This is a genomic window from Dysgonomonas mossii, from assembly GCF_004569505.1.
Taxonomy (GTDB): domain Bacteria; phylum Bacteroidota; class Bacteroidia; order Bacteroidales; family Dysgonomonadaceae; genus Dysgonomonas.
In genome coordinates this window covers 408030-427574 of sequence record NZ_SPPK01000002.1, presented here as the reverse complement: position 1 = coordinate 427574, position 19545 = coordinate 408030, and the positions used below count along the sequence as shown (strand labels likewise).

18 protein-coding genes are annotated in these 19545 nt (G+C 39.5%); 9 read left to right on the top strand and 9 right to left on the bottom strand.

Annotated features, from left to right (window positions below; all coding sequences use genetic code 11):
- Position 1: 1 nt before the first annotated feature.
- From E4T88_RS07145 to E4T88_RS07125, 5 genes are all read right to left on the bottom strand, one after another.
- Positions 2 to 649, bottom strand: coding sequence for a LysE family translocator (locus E4T88_RS07145; protein ID WP_135104778.1), 648 nt, complete (start codon positions 647 to 649; stop codon positions 2 to 4).
- Positions 650 to 958: 309 nt separating this feature from the next.
- Positions 959 to 3244: a TonB-dependent receptor gene (locus tag E4T88_RS07140; protein ID WP_135104777.1), complete on the bottom strand. Its 2286-nt coding sequence runs from the start codon at positions 3242 to 3244 to the stop codon at positions 959 to 961.
- Between the two features lie 197 nt (positions 3245 to 3441).
- A complete protein-coding gene (locus tag E4T88_RS07135; RefSeq protein WP_135104776.1) occupies positions 3442 to 3822 on the bottom strand; it encodes a DUF8478 family putative metalloprotein in 381 nt (126 codons plus the stop codon).
- Between the two features lie 17 nt (positions 3823 to 3839).
- The gene (locus E4T88_RS07130; protein WP_135104775.1) at positions 3840 to 5252 is read right to left on the bottom strand and encodes a DUF4270 domain-containing protein; all 1413 of its coding nucleotides are present in this window, start codon (positions 5250 to 5252) and stop codon (positions 3840 to 3842) included.
- 97 nt (positions 5253 to 5349) lie between these two features.
- Entirely contained in the window at positions 5350 to 6156 is an 807-nt protein-coding gene (locus tag E4T88_RS07125; protein WP_135104774.1) for a glycogen/starch synthase, read from the bottom strand.
- Between the two features lie 229 nt (positions 6157 to 6385).
- Here E4T88_RS07125 and panC point away from each other — a divergent pair, with 229 nt between their 5' ends.
- From panC to E4T88_RS07110, 3 genes are read left to right on the top strand one after another with little or no spacing between them, the layout of a single operon-like run.
- Positions 6386 to 7237 carry a pantoate--beta-alanine ligase gene (panC, locus tag E4T88_RS07120; protein ID WP_135104773.1) on the top strand — a complete coding sequence of 284 codons (852 nt, stop codon included), beginning with the start codon at positions 6386 to 6388 and terminating at the stop codon, positions 7235 to 7237.
- Positions 7238 to 7252: 15 nt separating this feature from the next.
- A complete protein-coding gene (gene panD, locus E4T88_RS07115; RefSeq protein ID WP_006843338.1) occupies positions 7253 to 7606 on the top strand; it encodes an aspartate 1-decarboxylase in 354 nt (117 codons plus the stop codon).
- A gap of 60 nt (positions 7607 to 7666) precedes the next feature.
- Complete coding sequence (locus tag E4T88_RS07110) at positions 7667 to 9022, top strand: MATE family efflux transporter (RefSeq protein ID WP_135104772.1); 1356 nt, start codon at positions 7667 to 7669, stop codon at positions 9020 to 9022.
- Positions 9023 to 9062: 40 nt separating this feature from the next.
- Here E4T88_RS07110 and E4T88_RS07105 read toward each other — a convergent pair whose 3' ends face one another.
- The gene (locus E4T88_RS07105; RefSeq protein WP_135104771.1) at positions 9063 to 9773 is read right to left on the bottom strand and encodes a tRNA1(Val) (adenine(37)-N6)-methyltransferase; all 711 of its coding nucleotides are present in this window, start codon (positions 9771 to 9773) and stop codon (positions 9063 to 9065) included.
- A gap of 199 nt (positions 9774 to 9972) precedes the next feature.
- On the opposite strand from E4T88_RS07105, the gene lon reads away from it, so the two are divergent.
- From lon to E4T88_RS07075, 6 genes are all read left to right on the top strand, one after another.
- Entirely contained in the window at positions 9973 to 12462 is a 2490-nt protein-coding gene (lon, locus tag E4T88_RS07100; RefSeq protein WP_135104770.1) for an endopeptidase La, read from the top strand.
- Positions 12463 to 12612: 150 nt separating this feature from the next.
- Complete coding sequence (locus E4T88_RS07095; RefSeq protein ID WP_135104769.1) at positions 12613 to 13167, top strand: DUF4199 domain-containing protein; 555 nt, start codon at positions 12613 to 12615, stop codon at positions 13165 to 13167.
- A gap of 7 nt (positions 13168 to 13174) precedes the next feature.
- The gene (locus tag E4T88_RS07090; RefSeq protein WP_135104768.1) at positions 13175 to 14125 is read left to right on the top strand and encodes a glycosyltransferase family 2 protein; all 951 of its coding nucleotides are present in this window, start codon (positions 13175 to 13177) and stop codon (positions 14123 to 14125) included.
- 86 nt (positions 14126 to 14211) lie between these two features.
- Positions 14212 to 14730 (top strand): nitroreductase family protein, encoded by a 519-nt coding sequence (locus E4T88_RS07085; protein ID WP_135104767.1) that lies wholly within the window; start codon positions 14212 to 14214, stop codon positions 14728 to 14730.
- Positions 14727 to 15305, top strand: a complete 579-nt coding sequence (locus tag E4T88_RS07080) for a manganese efflux pump MntP (protein ID WP_228093796.1) — start codon at positions 14727 to 14729, stop codon at positions 15303 to 15305. Before E4T88_RS07085 ends, E4T88_RS07080 begins: the two co-directional genes overlap by 4 nt.
- Before the next feature lie 129 nt (positions 15306 to 15434).
- A complete protein-coding gene (locus E4T88_RS07075) occupies positions 15435 to 15686 on the top strand; it encodes a DUF4834 family protein (RefSeq protein WP_135104766.1) in 252 nt (83 codons plus the stop codon).
- Between the two features lie 71 nt (positions 15687 to 15757).
- On the opposite strand, the gene E4T88_RS07070 is transcribed toward E4T88_RS07075, so the two are convergent.
- The 3 genes from E4T88_RS07070 to E4T88_RS07060 all read right to left on the bottom strand — a co-directional run bounded on the left by E4T88_RS07070 (position 15758) and on the right by E4T88_RS07060 (position 19497).
- Positions 15758 to 16426 carry an HD domain-containing protein gene (locus E4T88_RS07070; RefSeq protein ID WP_135104765.1) on the bottom strand — a complete coding sequence of 223 codons (669 nt, stop codon included), beginning with the start codon at positions 16424 to 16426 and terminating at the stop codon, positions 15758 to 15760.
- A 125-nt stretch (positions 16427 to 16551) separates the two neighbouring features.
- Positions 16552 to 17952, bottom strand: a complete 1401-nt coding sequence (gene asnS / locus E4T88_RS07065; RefSeq protein ID WP_135104764.1) for an asparagine--tRNA ligase — start codon at positions 17950 to 17952, stop codon at positions 16552 to 16554.
- A gap of 99 nt (positions 17953 to 18051) precedes the next feature.
- Positions 18052 to 19497 carry a pseudouridine synthase gene (locus tag E4T88_RS07060; RefSeq protein WP_135104763.1) on the bottom strand — a complete coding sequence of 482 codons (1446 nt, stop codon included), beginning with the start codon at positions 19495 to 19497 and terminating at the stop codon, positions 18052 to 18054.
- Positions 19498 to 19545: the final 48 nt, after the last annotated feature.

Genomic DNA, 19545 nt, shown 5'->3' with positions numbered 1-19545 from the left:
GCTAGAAGATATCTATTCCCATCAGTGTACCTGTAATAATACCGGCTACACCGAGACCTACCAATAGTACCCCTATGATCTTATTAAATATCTGAAGCCCTCTGGGATTGAAGCGGGATCGCAGTTTATTAACAAAGTAAGTAACCAGCAACCACCACAGCATAGCTCCGATACCAATAAAAGATATGGTAAGAAGATCGTATCCGAAAGGCTTATCCGCATCAATCACATTGAAGCGAGCAAACAGGGCTATATAAAGAAATAACGTAGCGATATTGGAAACGGTAAGTCCTAGCGAAGATGCAAAGACCTTCCAGAAAGACATGGCATTTTCTTTTAGTTTAGTAAGGCTTTTCGACGGGTTTTTATTAAAAACTACATACCCGAAAGCAATGAGGACGACACTACCCACAATCTTAAGAGGGCCTTCGTGTTGTTGAATAAATTCGGTGCTGAACCCTAGACCTAAAGCTGCAATAATAGCAAGCAATGCTATCAGCATATCACCCACAGCGGCTCCGAGTCCGGTTATCAACCCTTGCTTCTTTCCTTCATTCAGAGTACGCTGAATACACAGCATACCAACAGGTCCCATAGGAGCAGAAGATAAAAAACCAATAAATAATCCTTTTATAATGATATATACCATTAACTATATATTAGTGGAACACCCTGTCTGTCAACAGGGAAAAACTATAAGGTTTTATTTTTTTATAGTTAAGAGTCCCTCTCAGCTTCACAAAGATAGTATCAAAATCTTAGAATATGACACAAATGCGGTAAAACCGAGTTTGAGATTAAGGATTTTTAATCTAATCGAATCATCATCGGTGGTTTAAAAATATCAATTTATATTTTCTTTTATCTTGTTAAATAAAAAATTGAAAAGTGGAGAATAAAAGGAAATTTGAAGAAGGTGCCCCAAGAGTCTTGCGGCATTCTTGAGACACCTTTATATTTATATAGAACTTATTTTAAGACCGATAAAGAATGTACGAGGCAATGATGGTCCGTAAATGTATTCAGAATCCCGGTTAGGGCCTTTGTCGTAATCTTTCTGTATCTGGTTGAACATGTTCTGTATCCCGCCATTAATCTCCACTTTGTTAGTAGCATTCAGATTGAAAAAATAAGACAACTTCACGGTCATATCCACAAAGCTGCGTGTTTTTACAGTCACATCTTTATCAACACCCTCTGCACCGGCAAAGTGGGGAGCCAACATAGAGCCTGTATACACACCCGACAAGGAAACGGCATAGCTTTTCTTAGGCGTAGCGGTTGCCGAAAAGAATCCGTACGTATCAGGTGATCGGAGCATCTTCTTCACAGGTTCTACATACGACTCTGACGACCAGCTTACAGGCTCTGTATAGCGGCTTCTCTGCCAAGTAAATCCACCTTGCAGCTCAAGCCAGTCGATAGGCTGTATTGTTGTTTCCAGATTCAACCCGTATACGTATGCACCATCTCCATTCTTGCGGGTCATTATAATATTACCCATAGCGTCGGTTCCTGTTTCTTCTACTATAAACACCCTGTTTATCTTATTGTAAAATCCTTCGACAAGAAAATAGGAATAAAACTTATTATTAAACAAAGTATAATCAAATCCTCCATTGATAGCATTCGAATATTCACGTTTCAGGTTTTCACCAAGAACAGTAATTGTTGCCTTTCCTCCGATAACAGGTACGTCCAGATCAGAAGCAATTATTTCGGGAGCCCTGTAGCCCATCGAATATGCCGCACGTAAATTCACTTTCTCCCCCACTCTGTATCTGATGCTTGACCGGGGAATGATATTTACATTACTCAGCTTATTATGCTTGTCACCTCTTATTCCTACAATGAAAGTCAGCTTGTCGTCACGCCACTCATTCTGCGCATAGAGGCTAGTTACATTGACTATTTGCTTTATATTCCGGCTATGAATCGTATCATGAAGGTTTGTATACTCTTGTGTAAAACCTACAGTAAATTTAGCAGGCATAAACAGCAGTTTATCGGTATTCACCTCGTAGCGAACAGTACCTGTAGCTGCCAGTTCGGATGTATTACCGTACCCATTCAGATCACGACCGCCGCCATAGTAACTATCTCTACCTGTTTTTTGAATAGAGCCATTCACCGTCAACTTACGTTTGTTATCGTCACTCGAATGTATATACCCTACGCTCCCGGCATGTATACTATAATCTGTAGTCTCGGCTATCTCCGCTTCATGGGGTGGGCGATTGAGATTATCTCCTCCTCTTCTGTACTCGGAGATATAGTGATATTCGAGCGTGAGCTTATCATTTAAAGTAGGCTTTGTAAAACTGCGGAAACCAATAGATGTCGCCTTATTTTTTCCAATTTCGGAGAAACCATCATCATTGGCATCCCATGCATTACGATGGCGCATATTAGCAAATAATGAAATACCCGAAGTCTTCGTCCTGTCTACAAATGAAGAATTGAGAGATAGAATATTATCCGCCGATTTTCCATCTATCAAAGACATATTGTATTTTGCCTGATAAGAATTCTTCTCCGGCTCTTTTGTTATCACATTAATAACTCCACCAATTGCATTTGCGCCATATAGAACAGAGCCACCACCTCTGATTACTTCGACTTGTTCTATCATATTAGTCGGCATCTGTTCTAATCCATACATTTTAGATAGGGATGTAAATACGGCTTGTCCGTCAATAAGCATTTGCGAGTACTGACCCTCCAAGCCATTGATGCGGACTTCTTGTGTACCGCAATTCTGGCAATTGGTTTCTACACGCAAGCCCGGCATATAATTCAAGCCTTGCGAGAGCGATACAGAGTTTGTAGCCTCAAATGTTTTTGTTGTAAGCTCGTTCACCACCACAGGCGAAACCTTCCGATTGAGCGCCCTCAAAGATGCAGTTACTGCAATTTCGCCGAGTTGCTGATTCTCAGGTTCTATGTACATGGTTACATTTCGGGTAACACCCTGCCCTATAGTTACCTCTTGCCTTATGGGAGCATATCCGATATACTGAGTTACCAGAATATATGTCCCTGCGGGCAATTTATCGATAGAGAAATGCCCTGTTTCGTCTGTTACGGCAGCATGCTTGGTTTTATCGATATAAACAGTTACACCCGGAAGGTGCTCTTCAGTTTGCCCATCGAGGACATGCCCTTTGATTGATGAAGGTTTCGATTGCGCTATAGAACTTATAGCATATAGTATATAGAATGATAAAAGTATAATCTTTTTCATATTGATTAAATATATAGTAATGGTATAATAACAATGCAGTAATGCACCATTTTGTATGATGTATTGGCAACACAAATCTCGTCCAAGAAATTTGCATTACACTTTTTTGGGAATAAGTTAACTGAATAAAGATTGAAGCATGAACACTTCAATCATAAGGAGGAAATCAATTCCTCATAATTAGACTTTATATCGTCTCAGGATAGAAACGAAGGGGGTGCTCTATAGTTGGCAGAATACAGAACAGGAGGAATTACATCCTTTAGTATTACCTGCTTGTATGTAAAGATTATCTCGGGAATGTATATATCCCCGATATGGGAAGATATAGCCTCAAAAGAAGCTAGATTGGATACCTGATTGAAGGTAAAGAAACCGGCTGAGGTATGATGATGAGTTTCGAATGGCAGTTGCCTGTTATCGTCGCCACCTTTTGCCAGTTTTTTGTATGGATGTGAATGTACATACACCACTCCATTGTAGACGTGGCTATGTACAAAATAAGATACACAGCCCAGATATCCTATATACAATAGGAATAATACTCTGGCTGTGTATCTTATTTTATTTATCGACACTATATCTTTTTAGCTAATCATTTCGAGCTGCTATTATAGTTACTGAATATAAGCCCCATCTTCATATTATTAGCATCTGTTCTGAATATAGCTGATGCAGGAGTCATTAAGTTATAAACATTTGTGTACATAGTAACACTAGACCCTGAAGACGTTGTAGACGACTGAGTCTTAGTAGAAACAGGTATAACCAAATATTTAAGATCAGGAATATTGTCTTTTCCCTTATAATAATCCATATAGTGATTAATCAGGTTAGCTATATTATTCACAGTACTCTTTGATATATTTCCATAGACAAAATTATAAATATTAGTCGACGACCGCTCCATCACAAAGCTGGTTTTGGCATCCGGTCTATTCTTATTTCTATCTGAGAAGAAATTAGTCAAAGAATCTTTATTTATAAACAAAAGAGTTGATGGTCTTCCCAAGTTGGTTTTTTCTTCCTCCTCGGTGAATCCTTTAATCTTAAAGTTAGCAGCGTTCAATTTATTATTTTTCTTGCCCGTCTCTTCGGCTTTTTTCATTATTTCGGCCAAAGGTATTGTCAATTCGGTACATACTCCCGCCGGGCTTTTCATGTATGTACGTGTATCATTGTTAGTAAACAAGTAGTCCGGATTTTTGTTCTGAATGTGGTTCAACTGTATCACTTCGGGCGTAAATGCCATTCTAAATATCCCTACTCGAACAGAGTCTTGGGTATCAGCTAGATTTCTGCCATTATATTTAAGATATACCTTAAATATTGTAGTACTCGCGCTAATCATTGTTCCCGAACCAAAGGTAGATGTAAGATACATACCTTTAAAGAATTTACGGAAAGAATCAGAATTTTTGAATGTTGCACCTTTCGAGTTCACCCATTCATCATAAAACTCTTGCCCCATCGATTTTTTGAGACGAAGTGAATACGTCCTTTGACCGCTATTGTTCGGAGCAGAAGTCACTGTAAATATACCTTGTCCTAGAGGTTGCGACATATCACAATATTTCTTCGGATCTATATTCGTAAAGAAATTAGCGGTAAGAGGCTGTGTTGCTTTGTATGCAGCTATACCAAACGGAGCGATACTATCTCCCAAATACTGATCTGAAATCACCTCAAGAAAAGTCGAATCGATAGAAAGCGTCTTTGGTGGAAATTCAGTATTTTCAGGACAATATAGTTCTGATAAATAGTCAGACTTTATGTTCCCGAATACAGGATCCACATAATTCCCTAATAACCCCATTTGAGATTTGGCATATACCGAATCTTCGAGCGATACGGTTCTTGCTGTTATGGCAACAGTATCAACATATACAAATATATCGTCTCCTTCGGGCAGTATAGAATTTCCTATCTTGTTCAAATCGTCATCACAAGAAATAAAAACAACCATCAGGATTGTAATTATCAGACTCAGTAAAGCTTTACTCTTCATTCAAAATTAAGGGTTAAATTAAATTGGTTTCAAATATCCAAAAAAATGCTGTTCTCATGAAATAAAACAGCATTTTTCTATTTTTATTTTAGATACTTTAAAGATTCTCGTAAAAATTATTGATTGCATCAACAGAATTTTCCAGATCTCCCTGATAAGGAAGGAAGTTTTTACCTGATTTACTTGCGTAATCGAGTACATCTTTATTGATCAAATCTTCACTTTGTATTACTCCGTCTGCATTTTTAATCGCAAATTTAGCCAGAGTTTCGAAATCAACAACACCTTTTAGGTCTGTGATTTCCTTATCTTTTATTCCGTCGAACTTTAATTTGTCGATAAACTTATTGCTGAACGGCTTCTTAAAGTCATCATTATAGAGAGAGTAAACAACCTTTGAATTTTTGAAACAAGGGTCGTCAGCATATGCTGTCTTAATATAAAGACCTGTAAGTGCTGTCATCCAACCATGACAATCGATTACATCAGGTATCCAACGAAGTTTTTTTATTGTTTCCAATACACCCCTCACATAGAATATGCTTCGTTCGTCATTGTCGTCAAACTCCACTCCGTGATCATCCGCCACAGTATATTTACGTTTGAAGTAATCATCATTATCTATAAAGTAGATCTGCATGCGAGCAGCCTGTATCGATGCCACTTTTATTATCAGAGGATGGTCTGTATCATCTATTATAAGATTCATTCCCGATAGGCGTATAACTTCATGCAACTGATTACGCCGTTCGTTTATACTGCCGAACTTCGGCATAAACGTTCTTATTTCCTGTCCTTTTTCTTGTATTGCTTGAGGTAAGTATCTACAATTAGTTGCTATTGGTGAATCCGGCAAGTAAGGAGTGATCTCCTGCGTGATGTATAAAATCTTTTTAGTACCCATTTAATTATAATCCTCTTCTGTTTCTTGAATTGAAAGTACAAAGATAATAAAAAAAAATCTTGTTTTTTGCAAATTTTACAAGACAAAATCCTGCAACCCTTTAATTTAAGGTCTTTCTTCCTTGTTTTGGTGAAGATTTATTCGTTAAAATTGAAACAAAAAAGCCTGATTGTTTCGTCGTTACACAAATATTTAGTTGCTTTGTATCCGCTTTTGATTTTTGAAAAAGATGAGATTATTAAATACTGTAAAAGAGGTACAAGATGTTGTTGCACCATTGCGCCTGAAAGACAAAAAAATAGGATTCGTACCCACCATGGGTGCACTGCATAACGGTCATATTTCTCTTGTAAAACAATGTATCGCAGACAATGACATCTCTATTGTCAGCATATTTGTAAACCCGACACAGTTTAACAACAAAGAAGATCTTGTAAAATATCCGCGCAACCTGGAACAAGATTGCCTATTTCTGGAAAAAGCAGGCGTAGACTTCGTCTTTGCTCCTTCCGAAAAAGAAATATACCCCGAGCCGGATACAAGAGAGTTCGATTTTGGACAGATTGACAAAGTGATGGAAGGCGTGCATCGCCCCGGACACTTCAACGGTGTAGCACAAGTTGTAAGCCGTTTGTTCGACATTGTAAAACCTGACAAAGCTTATTTTGGCGAAAAAGATTTCCAACAATTGGCTGTAATCAGGGCTATGGTCAAACAACTGGAGCTGCCGGTACAGATTGTACCAATGCCGATAGTACGGGAACCCAGCGGACTGGCACTAAGCAGTCGGAACGAAAGACTGAACGCAGCTCAAAAACAGGTGGCTGTAAATATATCTAAAACCTTATTCGAAAGTAAGGAATGGATGCAATCCCAGACCGTAAAAGAGGTAATAGACAAAGTAACCAATCAGCTCAATTCACATGAAGAGTTGAGTGTGGAATACTATGAAATAGTAGACGGCGATTCTTTACAGTCGGTAAACAACTGGCAAGAATCTGATTATATAGTAGGATGCATCGCAGTATTTTGTGGCGATGTACGTTTGATAGATAATATTGTATACAAAGCGAAAGCTTAATTATAAAGATAAAAAATGATCATAGAAGTTGTAAAATCGAAGTTACACCGTGTTACTGTAACCGAAGCCAACTTGAATTATATCGGAAGTATCACGATAGATGAAGATTTGATGGACGCGGCAAACCTGATAGAAGGCGAAAAAGTCCAGATCGTCAACAACAACAATGGCGAACGCCTCGAAACATACGTCATCAGAGGTGAACGTGGATCGGGTGCTATTTGCCTAAATGGAGCTGCCGCCCGCAAAGTACAACCGGGAGACATTGTTATTATAATGTCTTATGCCCAAATGGAGTTTGAAGAAGCTAAGTCTTTCAAGCCATGGGTTGTATTTCCTGACACTAAGACTAACAAGATTATCAAATAAGACCTATTTTTAGGAATTTGTATTAACTCTGCTATTGGCAAATAGCAAACAGCTAAACTTATGCATTCATATACATATAAAGATATATGGAAGGTAAGTATTCCTATTATGTTAGGATTACTTGCCCAGAATATTATACAACTCACAGGTACTTTTTTCCTCGGACATGTTGTCAACCCCGACCACCCCGGTTTGGCGGGTATATACCAAAGTGCTTCGGGACTTGCGGGAATATATTATGTAGCCATTTTTACGCTTTGCTTCGGTTTCAGTATCGGTGGGCAGATTATGATCAGCCGTCGCAATGGCGAAAAAAATTACGATAAGATAGGTACTATCGTGATACAGGGGCTTATGTTTTTACAGGTATTTGCTCTTATTCTGTTTTTCATGTCACAGCTACTGATCGATCAGGTGCTGTCTACATTCCTCAAATCGCCCGACGTATTTGACGCTATCGACAGATATTTATCTATACGCATCTACGGATTTTTCTTTGCGGCATTCAACGTAATGTTCCGTGCATTCTATGTAGGAATTGCCCGCACAAAGGTATTGACATTCAATGCAATCACAATGGCTGTTGTAAATATCATAGCCGACTATGCCCTGATATTCGGTAACTTCGGTTGCCCTGAGATGGGAATTGAAGGTGCTGCCATCGCTGCGGTATTGTCAGAGATAGCCTCTGTACTATTTTTTACCATATATACATTTGCAACCGTCGACTTCAAGAAATATGGTTTTGCAAAGATGAAATTCAAGCTATCCATTATCCGAAGCATCCTGAATATATCATCCTTTACGATGGTGCAGTATTTTATCTCCATGTCTACATGGTTTATCTTCTTCGTTGCCATAGAACAGCACTCCGAAGATGCGCTTAAAATAACAAACCTCGTCCGAAGTTTCTATATGGTTTACTTTATTCCGATGAATGCTTTGGCTACCACCGCCAACACACTGGTGGGCAATACGATGGGCGCAGGGAATATAAAAGGAGTTATCCCCCTTGTGAAGAAAATATGCTTATTAAACCTCGGAATAATCGTTCTCATGATGGGAATAACATTTATTTCTCCAGAGTTTTGGATATCAATCATAGCTCCTATCGATCAGAAAACGCTTATCGGAGAAACGGTGATACCTCTCATCGTATTACTTTTCTCGCTACCGATATCAGCACTAAGTATTGTAGTATTCAACTCCATATCTGGAACAGGAAACACCAAAGCTGCCCTTATATTGGAAATGATAACAATGGTAATATACATTGTGGCTATGTCGTGGATAGTAATATATAAGGAAATGTCTGTAGCGTGGTGTTGGACTGTAGAATACTTTTATTGGGGACCTCTATTAATATTCTCAATCATATATCTCACACGAGCCCGATGGCAAAATAAAGTAGTGTAGGAAAACAGTTATAGCGAAACGTATAATCCGAAAAGTCAATTTACATTTTCAGATAAAAATCTTTCAATAAAGCAGTAAAGCCATCTGAATATACATGTCTTGCTTTTTCTATAATCAAATCATTTTCGATTGGTGTGACTTCTTCTTTCGACAGTTCTATCAGAATGCGTTTTGGTACAGAATCCGGGGTAGGAAACACATTGGTAATACGCGACACTGACAGCTTATATTGTTCTGCAAGCTTTATAAGCTCTTCTTTGTAATCAAAAGGATAGATAAAAGATATCCGCCCCGCTTGAGACAAAAGTGAAGCAGACAAGCCAATCAAATCTGCAACAGGCAAACTATCGGTATGCCTTGCCAAAGAACGTTCTTTGTTTGGCGACTTTAAGGATTGTACAAAAAAAGGAGGGTTGGAAACAATCACATCATATCGTTTCTCAGCTTTTGAGCTAAACTCTTGCAACGAAGCATTCCAAGAATTGATACGGTTACCAAATGGAGAATTTTCAATATTATCCTTTGCCTGACTTACAGCATCGCTATCAATGTCTATTGCGTCTATTACTGCTTTTTCGTTGCGCTGAGCCATCATCAACGAAATGAGTCCCGTACCTGTACCTATATCCAGAATATTATCGCCTGAAACATTGACCCACGCACCAAGCAAAACACCGTCTGTACCTACCTTCATGGCACAACGATCGTGATAAACTGTAAACTTTTTGAACCTGAAATAAGGATTCGGCATATTTATATAAGTAACATTTTTATAGTAAAATCAATGTATAATTTCTTATTACATGTGTTATACTATCACTCATTCAAAAAATCTATAACCATTTATGGCATAAATTTTGTTATATATGTAAGCAAAGTTAGTTATTATTCCATATTTTTATCTGCTTCTTGTAAAAAGGAGCATAAAAACAAAAACAAGGATTATAAATATGTTTAGTAAAAAGAAAGATTTTCTCAGTCTCGAAGAAAACAATGGACCGGTTATATCGATCATAGCTAATGACTTCGATGATGGAGATTGCTATATAAATGAAAACGACCTGAAAGAAGAAATCGCGATTCTTCCGCTAAGAAACACGATTATTTTTCCGGGGACGAGCATGCCGATATCCGTTGCACGAAAAAAATCGTTGAAGCTGATAAAAAGTGTAAGCCGTCTGAAAGGGAAATACGTGGGACTTGTCTGCCAAAAAGACGCAGACAACGAAGAACCCGAAATCAACGACCTGTATTCGATAGGCGTTATCGGCGAAATTATACGTGTAATCGAGCTTCCAGACGATGAGAACGTGACTGTCATCTTTCAAGGAAAAAAACGTTTTCGCCTGACAGAACTGACACAAACCGAACCGTTCCTTAAAGGAAGATACGAAATAAAGGAAAGTGTTCCTGTTCTCAAGACAGACACAGAATACAAAGCACTGTTAGATTCTATTCGCGACCAGATGATACTCATGCTGCGTATGTATGGCGAACCACCGAAGGAATTCATACAGCGAATAAAGTCGGATAGTGTATCTTCGGTATTGGTAAATTACTGTTGTGCAAATCTGCCTGTTTCGGGATCTGAAAAGCAAGCTCTGTTGGAAATAGACGACGAAAAAGAACGTGCTTACCGCCTGTTGGTTATCCTCAACCGTGAAACACAGATGATGGAGATGAAGCTCAACATCCAAATGAAAACGCGTGAAGAGCTCAACCAACAACAGAAAGAATACTTCCTTCAACAACAGATAAAAACAATTCAGGACGAATTGGGCGGAAGCCCACAACAAGCCGACCTCGAAGAGTTTAAACAGAGAGCAGCAAAGAAGAAGTGGGGTAAAGATGTAGCCGCTATTTTCGAAAAAGAAATAACAAAGCTCGAACGCCTGCATCCGCAGTCACCCGACTACTCTACTCAATATACATATATAGAAACCATACTTGACTTGCCTTGGGGTGAGTACACGAAAGACAATTTCAATCTGAAAAATGCTCAGAAGGTGCTCGATCAAGATCACTTTGGTTTGGAGAAAGTAAAAGAGCGTATCATTGAGCATCTTGCCGTACTGAAACTGAAAGGCGACCTCAAATCGCCAATCATTTGTCTGTATGGCCCTCCGGGAGTGGGGAAAACATCCTTAGGCAAATCTGTAGCAAAAGCACTCAACCGTAACTATGTGAGAGTGTCTTTGGGAGGATTGCACGACGAGTCGGAAATACGAGGACACCGCCGTACATATATAGGTGCGATGCCGGGGCGTATTATTCAGAATATACTGAAAGCCGGTTCTTCAAATCCTGTATTCGTGCTGGATGAGATCGATAAAATAGGTAGTGATTTTAAAGGTGATCCGTCTTCTGCCCTATTAGAAGTCCTTGACCCTGAACAAAATTCAACATTCCATGACAATTACCTGAATATCGATTACGATTTATCGAAAGTAATGTTCCTTGCTACTGCAAACAACCTATCGACCATCTCTCAGCCATTGCTCGACCGTATGGAACTGATAGACGTAAGCGGATACATTATAGAAGAGAAAATAGAAATAGCTCGCCGTCACCTGATACCTAAACAATTGGAAAATCACGGATTGACAAAAGACACTATCGATATTCCGAAAAAGACAATAGAAAAAATTGTAGAAAACTATACCCGCGAATCGGGAGTGCGTGAACTGGATAAGAAGATTGCCAAGATTATGCGTAAACTGGCTCGTAAGGTAGCTTCTGACGATGAATACAAGAAAGTGATCGATCCGGATGATTTGCAAGAGTATCTGGGAGCAGTAGAATATACCCGTGATCAATATCAGGGCAACGAATATGCGGGAGTCGTTACAGGCTTGGCTTGGACTTCGGTAGGTGGAGAAATTCTGTTTATAGAAACTTCGCTAAACAAAGGCAAGGGTGGCAAACTAACCCTTACAGGAAATCTGGGGGATGTGATGAAAGAATCGGCCATACTTGCACTCCAATACTTACAGTCGCATGGACAGCAATTGCTCGGTATCGACGAAAAGGTATTCGACAACTGGAATGTACATGTACACGTTCCCGAAGGGGCTATTCCGAAAGATGGCCCATCGGCAGGTATAACAATGGTTACATCGCTGGCTTCAGCTTTCACCCAACGCAAGGTTAGACCAAATCTGGCAATGACCGGAGAAATAACCCTGCGTGGAAAAGTTCTTCCTGTGGGTGGCATCCGTGAGAAAATACTGGCTGCAAAACGTGCCGGAATAAAAGAGATTATCCTTTGTAAAGAAAACAAAAAGAATATAGATGAAATCAAACCTCTATATCTCAAAGGATTGACTTTCCACTATGTAGATGACATAAAGGAGGTTCTCGATATAGCTTTGCTAAAAGAGAAGGTGAAACACCCTTTAGACTTAACCATAAAAGAAGAAAAAGAGAACAAAGGGAACTAATAGGTAAAGAAATTTCTGAATACATAAAGAGGCTGTCTAATTTTTTGGATAGCCTCTTTCTATAATACACTACCCTCTTACTTATTTCTTGGTAATTGTTTATGGGTCTGCTTTATAGAATCTGATAATTTTCTTACATTTGTATCACTTATGGCAAAAAATCAACGTTTAGGCGAAAGCTTCTCTATAATCAACAGATATGCTATGTTTTATGGTCTGTTGCTCGGATTATTCTGGGTTATCAGATACATATTTCTAATTGTAGCAGGCATAGGTGTATCAGACAGGTTTGCATTCATCTTTTATCTGCTCAACATTGTCACATTGCTGGTAGTGTATATTTTCTATTACAGGTTTAAGACTTCCGACCCCGACAATCCGCAAAGCGCATGGCATTGCATCGCCTTTACGGTATTGATGTGCTTTTACGCCTCTTTTCTCGAAGGTGTAATCATGTTTGCTCACTATCAGTTTATCGACCCGGCATTCTTTAGCCGCATGATAGAGCCGGTGATGAAAAGTATAGAAGTTGCCCCTATAATAAAAGTACCTGAGGCCGACTACGAACGGGCAAAAGACATTATGAGAGTAATATTTTCCAACAAACTGACATATATCGTAATGGAATTTATAAAGAACATATTCTTAGGATTTTTCCTTAGCTTTGTTCTCAACTTTGTAGTCAAAATAAAAAAGAATAACTAAGGCATCTATGGATATATCTGTTGTTATACCTTTATATAATGAAGAAGAATCGCTAAGCGAGCTCCATGCGTGGATAAAAAGGGTTATGAATGAGAACGGCTTCTCGTACGAGATCATTTTTGTTGACGATGGCAGCAAAGATCGTTCGTGGGAAATAATATCTGATTTGAAAAAATCGGACGAAAATGTAAAAGCAATCCGATTCAGACGCAACTATGGCAAATCTCCTGCCTTGCATTGCGCTTTCGGACGTACAACCGGCGATGTTGTGATCACAATGGATGCCGATTTGCAAGACAGTCCGGACGAAATACCGGAACTCTACAAGATGATAAAGGAAGACAAGTATGATCTTGTTTCGGGATGGAAAAAGAAACGTTACGATCCACTGTCGAAAACATTGCCTACAAAGCTATTTAATGCCACAGCCAGAAAAGTTTCGGGAGTGAAGCTCCACGACTTCAACTGCGGGCTGAAAGCCTATCGCAAAGATGTGGTGAAAAGCATAGAGATATATAACGATATGCACCGTTATATACCATACCTTGCTAAAATAGCAGGGTTTACAAAAATTACAGAAAAAGAAGTACACCACCAAGCCCGTAAATATGGTAAAAGTAAATTTGCCGGATTCAGCCGCTTTGTAAACGGTTATCTCGATTTGCTAACCCTTTGGTTCTTATCGGTATTTGGACGAAAACCAATGCACTTTTTTGGACTGTGGGGTACTGTCATGTTCTTTATCGGATTCATAGCTGCTGTTATTTTAGGTTGCAGCAAATTGTATGCTATGAGCAAAGGGATAGCGCACCCGTTGGTGACTAGTTCGCCGTACTTCTTCATTGCTATGACAATGATGATACTGGGAACCCAACTTTTTCTTGCGGGATTTCTGGGAGAGATTATCTCACGCAGTTCGAGCGAAAGAAACAATTATAAAGTAGAAGAAGAATTATAAGTAAGTCTGAATATCAGCCTATAGCTGTATCCTTTTCATTACATTAAGAATAAAAGGATATCAGTTAAGACTACTACATAAAGCTAATGCGACTAAAAAATCTTATCGAAAACCGCTATTCGGTTAGGGCTTACATACCTCAACCTATAGAAGCGGAAAAAGTGAATTACATTCTTGATTGTGCACGCCTGGCACCATCAGCTTGTAACTACCAGCCTTGGGTATTTTATGTTGTTACCAACAAGGATGCAATAGAAAAAATACAGGAATCGTACAACAGAGAGTGGTTCAAATCGGCACCTATGCATATTATCGTGTGCAAAGACTCTGAGCAATCGTGGAAAAGAAAAAATACTGACAATAAAGACTTTGGTGATGTAGACGCAGCCATTGCTGCCGAGCATATATGCCTCGCAGCGGCTGAAACAGGCTTAGGAACGTGCTGGGTTTGTAACTTCGACCCTCATATTCTGCGTAAGGCTCTCGATATACCGGCTCATCTGGAAGCCGTAGCCATATTCCCCCTCGGATATATTGACGAAGAAAAAAGTATTAGCCCAAACAAAAACCGCAAGAGACTGAACGAGATTACCAAATGGATATGATCCAGATTATTATATTAGCAATAGGCCTGTCGATGGACAGCCTCGTTATAGCGCTTACCAGTGGGGCTATAATAAAAAATCACGACACGATCAACATTCTGAAAATAGCGGGTATGCTGGCATTCATGCAAATGAGCCTCACTGTTTTCGGATGGTTTATAGGCTCTACATTTGCTGAATATATCGACGAGTACGATCATTGGCTGGCATTTATCATTCTCTTCTTCTTAGGCACAAGAGTAATATACTCGAGTATCAAAAACGAAGGAGAGAGTAAACCATTCAATCCGCTTAATTTCAAAACCATGTTTAGTCTGGGCGTTGCAACCAGTATCGATGCCACAGCCGTAGGGCTATCCATGTCGCTAATCAATATAAATATATTCTTTCCGGCAATAGTCATAGGTGCAGTCACAATGCTTGTAGCTTCGTTTGGAGTAATATCGGGAAGCAAAGTAGGACAACGCTACAATCTTAGAATAAATATTATAGGAGGTATTATCCTCATCATTATCGGATGCAGTATACTTATGCAACATACAGTTTTTCATCACGAAGGGCTGGCTATTATCTGATATTGTTTACAATGCTAAAGTCTTGTTAAATAAATAAAACTATTACATCTAAAGGCTTATATACGTGTTATCTTTAGTAAGGCAAATATTATATTTGCTTTGGTTATAATTTATAAAACTAAAAAACAAATGACACTTATATTCTTTCTGATATTTTCCATTGCTATTTTAGGGATAATGTTTGTCTTTTCTCTGATCAGGGGAGTAGCGTCTTTTATATTCGGAAGACCATCGTCTTCTCCTTTTTCGGGACACAGGGCAAATAATACTTATTCATCGAATAATAACGAGCAATACAATCACTCATCAAAAAACGATCAGCGCAAAGTCTTTTCGAAGAACGAAGGCGAATATGTAAAGTTTGAAGAGATAAAAGAATAGGAAAAAGTAAACATAAACACAAAGCAGAAAGTCTAACGATTTTCTGCTTTATTTGTTTATACATTAAATGTCTACATTATCGCATTACCATTTATATTCAATTTAAAGCTGAACCCGAAATAGTCTGTCGCCTTACGGCATAGGAGCATACGCTCTATAAAGATCTCAAAATATTCCATCACAGCACTGATCTTCGTATCAATTGTAAGACAAAGAGTTATCGTCTTATTCTCTGTATCGAGTTTTAAATCAGCTTTCTCTACCGCATAGTTTACTCTATCATGTATATCGGTATTTATAGTTCTTTTGCGACGTACCCTGCTGCGACGCACATCTGTCTTATCGGCAATAATGAGTGCTGCCGCTACAGCATTGACAGGGAAGGCTGTTTTTTCATCATGGTTTCCTATAGCAGTGATAATCGTTGCAATATCTTCGGCTGGCATACCCATTTTTTCTAATAACCTAAAAGCCATCACTGCTCCGCTTTGCGCATGGTCGGCACGATTTATTACATTCCCTATATCGTGCATATAAGCAGCTATCTTTGCCAATTCTATATCCCGATCTTCATAGCCCAGATCTTTTAGTAATTGTCCTGCAACTTCGGCGCATTTGGTTGTATGGGCAAAGCTATGTTCGGTGTATCCCATCACAGCCAATGATGCGTCGGCCTGCTTGATATATGTTTTTATTTCCTGAGACTTCTTTACGTCTGCAAATGTTATTTTAATACTCATATTCAGTATTTGTAGGGTGTGGGGCTACAAATATATTATTTTTTGAGTAATACAAAGAACTAACTCTTCAAAATAAAAAGAGCAGCAAAATATTTTGCTGCTCTTTCTTATACTTAATTACCTAATTAAAACTCGGCATTGTTTGGTGTACGAGGGAAAGGAATCACATCACGGATATTCGCCATACCTGTAATAAAGAGGATAAGACGTTCAAATCCTAATCCGAAACCGGCATGAGGCGCTGTTCCGAACTTACGTGTTTCGAGGTACCACCAGATAGGGTCTGTATTCATTCCCAGCTCCTTAGTACGAGTAACAAGTTTTTCATAATCAGCTTCACGCTCCGAACCTCCGATAATTTCTCCGATCTTTGGGAAAAGGACATCCATTCCACGAACAGTTTTACCATCTTCGTTCTGTTTCATATAGAAAGACTTGATCTCCTTTGGATAGTCGGTCAGGATAACAGGACGTTTGAAGTGCTTTTCTACCAGATAGCGTTCATGTTCCGATTGCAAGTCAGCTCCCCAATAAACAGGGAATTCGAACTTGTGTCCGCTCTTCTCCAATATTTCTACCCCTTCGGTATATGTAAGGCGTACAAAGTCGTTAGCTGTAACAAAGTTCAGACGGTCTATCAATTCTTTATCAAAATGCTCGCTCAGGAATTCAAGATCATCCTTACAATTTTCCAATGCATAACGTATCAGATATTTTAGGAAGTCTTCCGCCAAGTCCATATTGTCGTGAATATCATAGAACGCTACTTCGGGCTCTATCATCCAAAATTCGGCAAGATGTCGTGGAGTATTAGAATTCTCGGCACGGAATGTCGGACCAAATGTATAAATAGCACCAAGAGCCATTGCTCCAAGCTCTCCTTCGAGCTGTCCCGATACGGTAAGGTTGGTCTGGCGTCCGAAGAAATCTTCGGCATAGTCTACCTGCCCTTTATCGTTGCGTGGAACATTATTAAAGTCGAGTGTAGTTACCTGAAACATAGATCCTGCACCTTCTGCATCCGAAGCAGTTACAATAGGAGTATGGAAATAGAAAAATCCATTATCATTGAAATATTTATGAATGGCATAAGCCATATGGTGACGTATACGGAATATTGCACCGAAAGTATTTGTACGAGGGCGCAGATAAGCAATCTCTCTCAAAAACTCGAGTGAGTGCCCTTTCTTTTGCAAGGGATAAGTTTCAGGGTCTGCTGTTCCGTAGATCTCTACTGAATCTGCCTGAATTTCCATTGTTTGTCCCTTACCCTGCGATTCTACCAACTTTCCGATAACATGGATACATGCTCCGGTAGTTACAGGTTTGAAGAACGTCTCTCCAAATTTTTCCACATCGGCTACGATCTGAAGATTATGAATTGTAGAGCCATCGTTCAGGTGAATAAAATTCACATATTTATTACCACGAATAGTTCTTACCCATCCTTTTACGGCGACTGTAGCTCCAAATTCTTTCTCTTTTCGGAGCAGATCTACAATTTTTGTTCTACGAATACTTTCCATTTTTGTAATGTGTATTAAATCTTCAATTTGTCTATTTTGAACAAACTTGGCATAATGCCTTTTTCAGGTTATGCCAAGTCTTCATTTAATATAATTATTTTATTCAAAAGCTCCCATACGAAGCATGTTCACTTCTTTTTCGGTCAGATAACGCCATTTGCTTCTCGGTATGTTTTTCTTTGTCAATCCGGCAAAGTATACACGGTCGAGTTTCACCACCTGATAACCTAATTTTTCGAATATACGACGAACAATTCGGTTGCGTCCCGAGTGTATTTCAATACCCACTACATTCAGTACATCTTCTGCCTGATATGCTATTGAGTCGGCATGTATCTCTCCATCATCCAGTTCTACTCCGTCGGCTATAGCCTGCATATCTTCAATAGCTACGTCACGGTCGAGAGTAACCTGATAGATTTTCTTTTTCTTAAACTTAGGATGCATCAGTTTAGACGCAAGGTCTCCGTCGTTTGTCAACAATAAAACACCTGTTGTGTTTCTATCGAGACGACCAACCGGATAGATACGTTCCGGGCAGGCATTTTTCACCAAGTCCATCACAGTAAGACGGTTTTGCGGATCATCTGATGTTGTTACACAATTTTTCGGTTTGTTGAGCAATACATATACTTTACTTTCCAAGCGTACCGGTTGATCGTGGAATGTAACCAAGTCACCACGTGTAACTTTTGCTCCCAACTGATCTACTACCTCACCGTTTACCTTCACTACACCCGATGTGATAAACGCATCAGCTTCGCGACGAGAACATACTCCGGCATTAGCCAGATATTTGTTCAAACGTAAAGGTGTACTTGGATCTATATTTTCTTTGTACTTTACAGGCTTAACAAGTCTTTTAACTCCTTCGGCTGCTTTATTATAGCCACTGCCACCACGGTTAGCACCACCATAACTGCTACCGCCGCTGCGATTACCGCCGCCATAGCTACCGCCACCGCCACGATTGCCACCGCCATAGCTACCACCTCCGGTACGATTGCCGCCGCCATAACTGCTGCCTCCGGTACGATTACCGCCACCATAGCTGCTACCTCCGGTGCGATTACCACCGCCATAGCTACCGCCACCACTGCTGTAGTTGCCACCGCTACGGTTACCACTATTATAATTACCGCCACGATTGCCCGAGTCGTAGTTACCGCCACGGTTGCCACCGCTGCTATAGTTACCACCGCTACGGTTACCGCTATTGTAATTACCTCCGCGATTACCAGAATCGTAGTTACCGCCACGACTGCCTGAATAGCCACCGCCGTCTCTGTCTCTATTATCGGAATAACCGCCACCGCTATATGATCGACGTTCTTCGTTTCCTCTATCGTAAGAAGAGCCTTGTCTGTCGCCACCAGCCTTATACGGATTTCTTTCTTTTCCACGGTCAGGGCTATCGTAAGATTGTTTGCGTAGATCGCCTACACGAGCTCGCTTCTTCTTTACAGGATCATTTCCATTTGATTTGTTTTCTGATGAAGAGTAACCATCCCGGCCGTCTCTATCATTTCCATTTTCTGTCACCATTTGATTTTTTTCTTGTTTAATTATATTACATTCATTTTTTTCAAAACA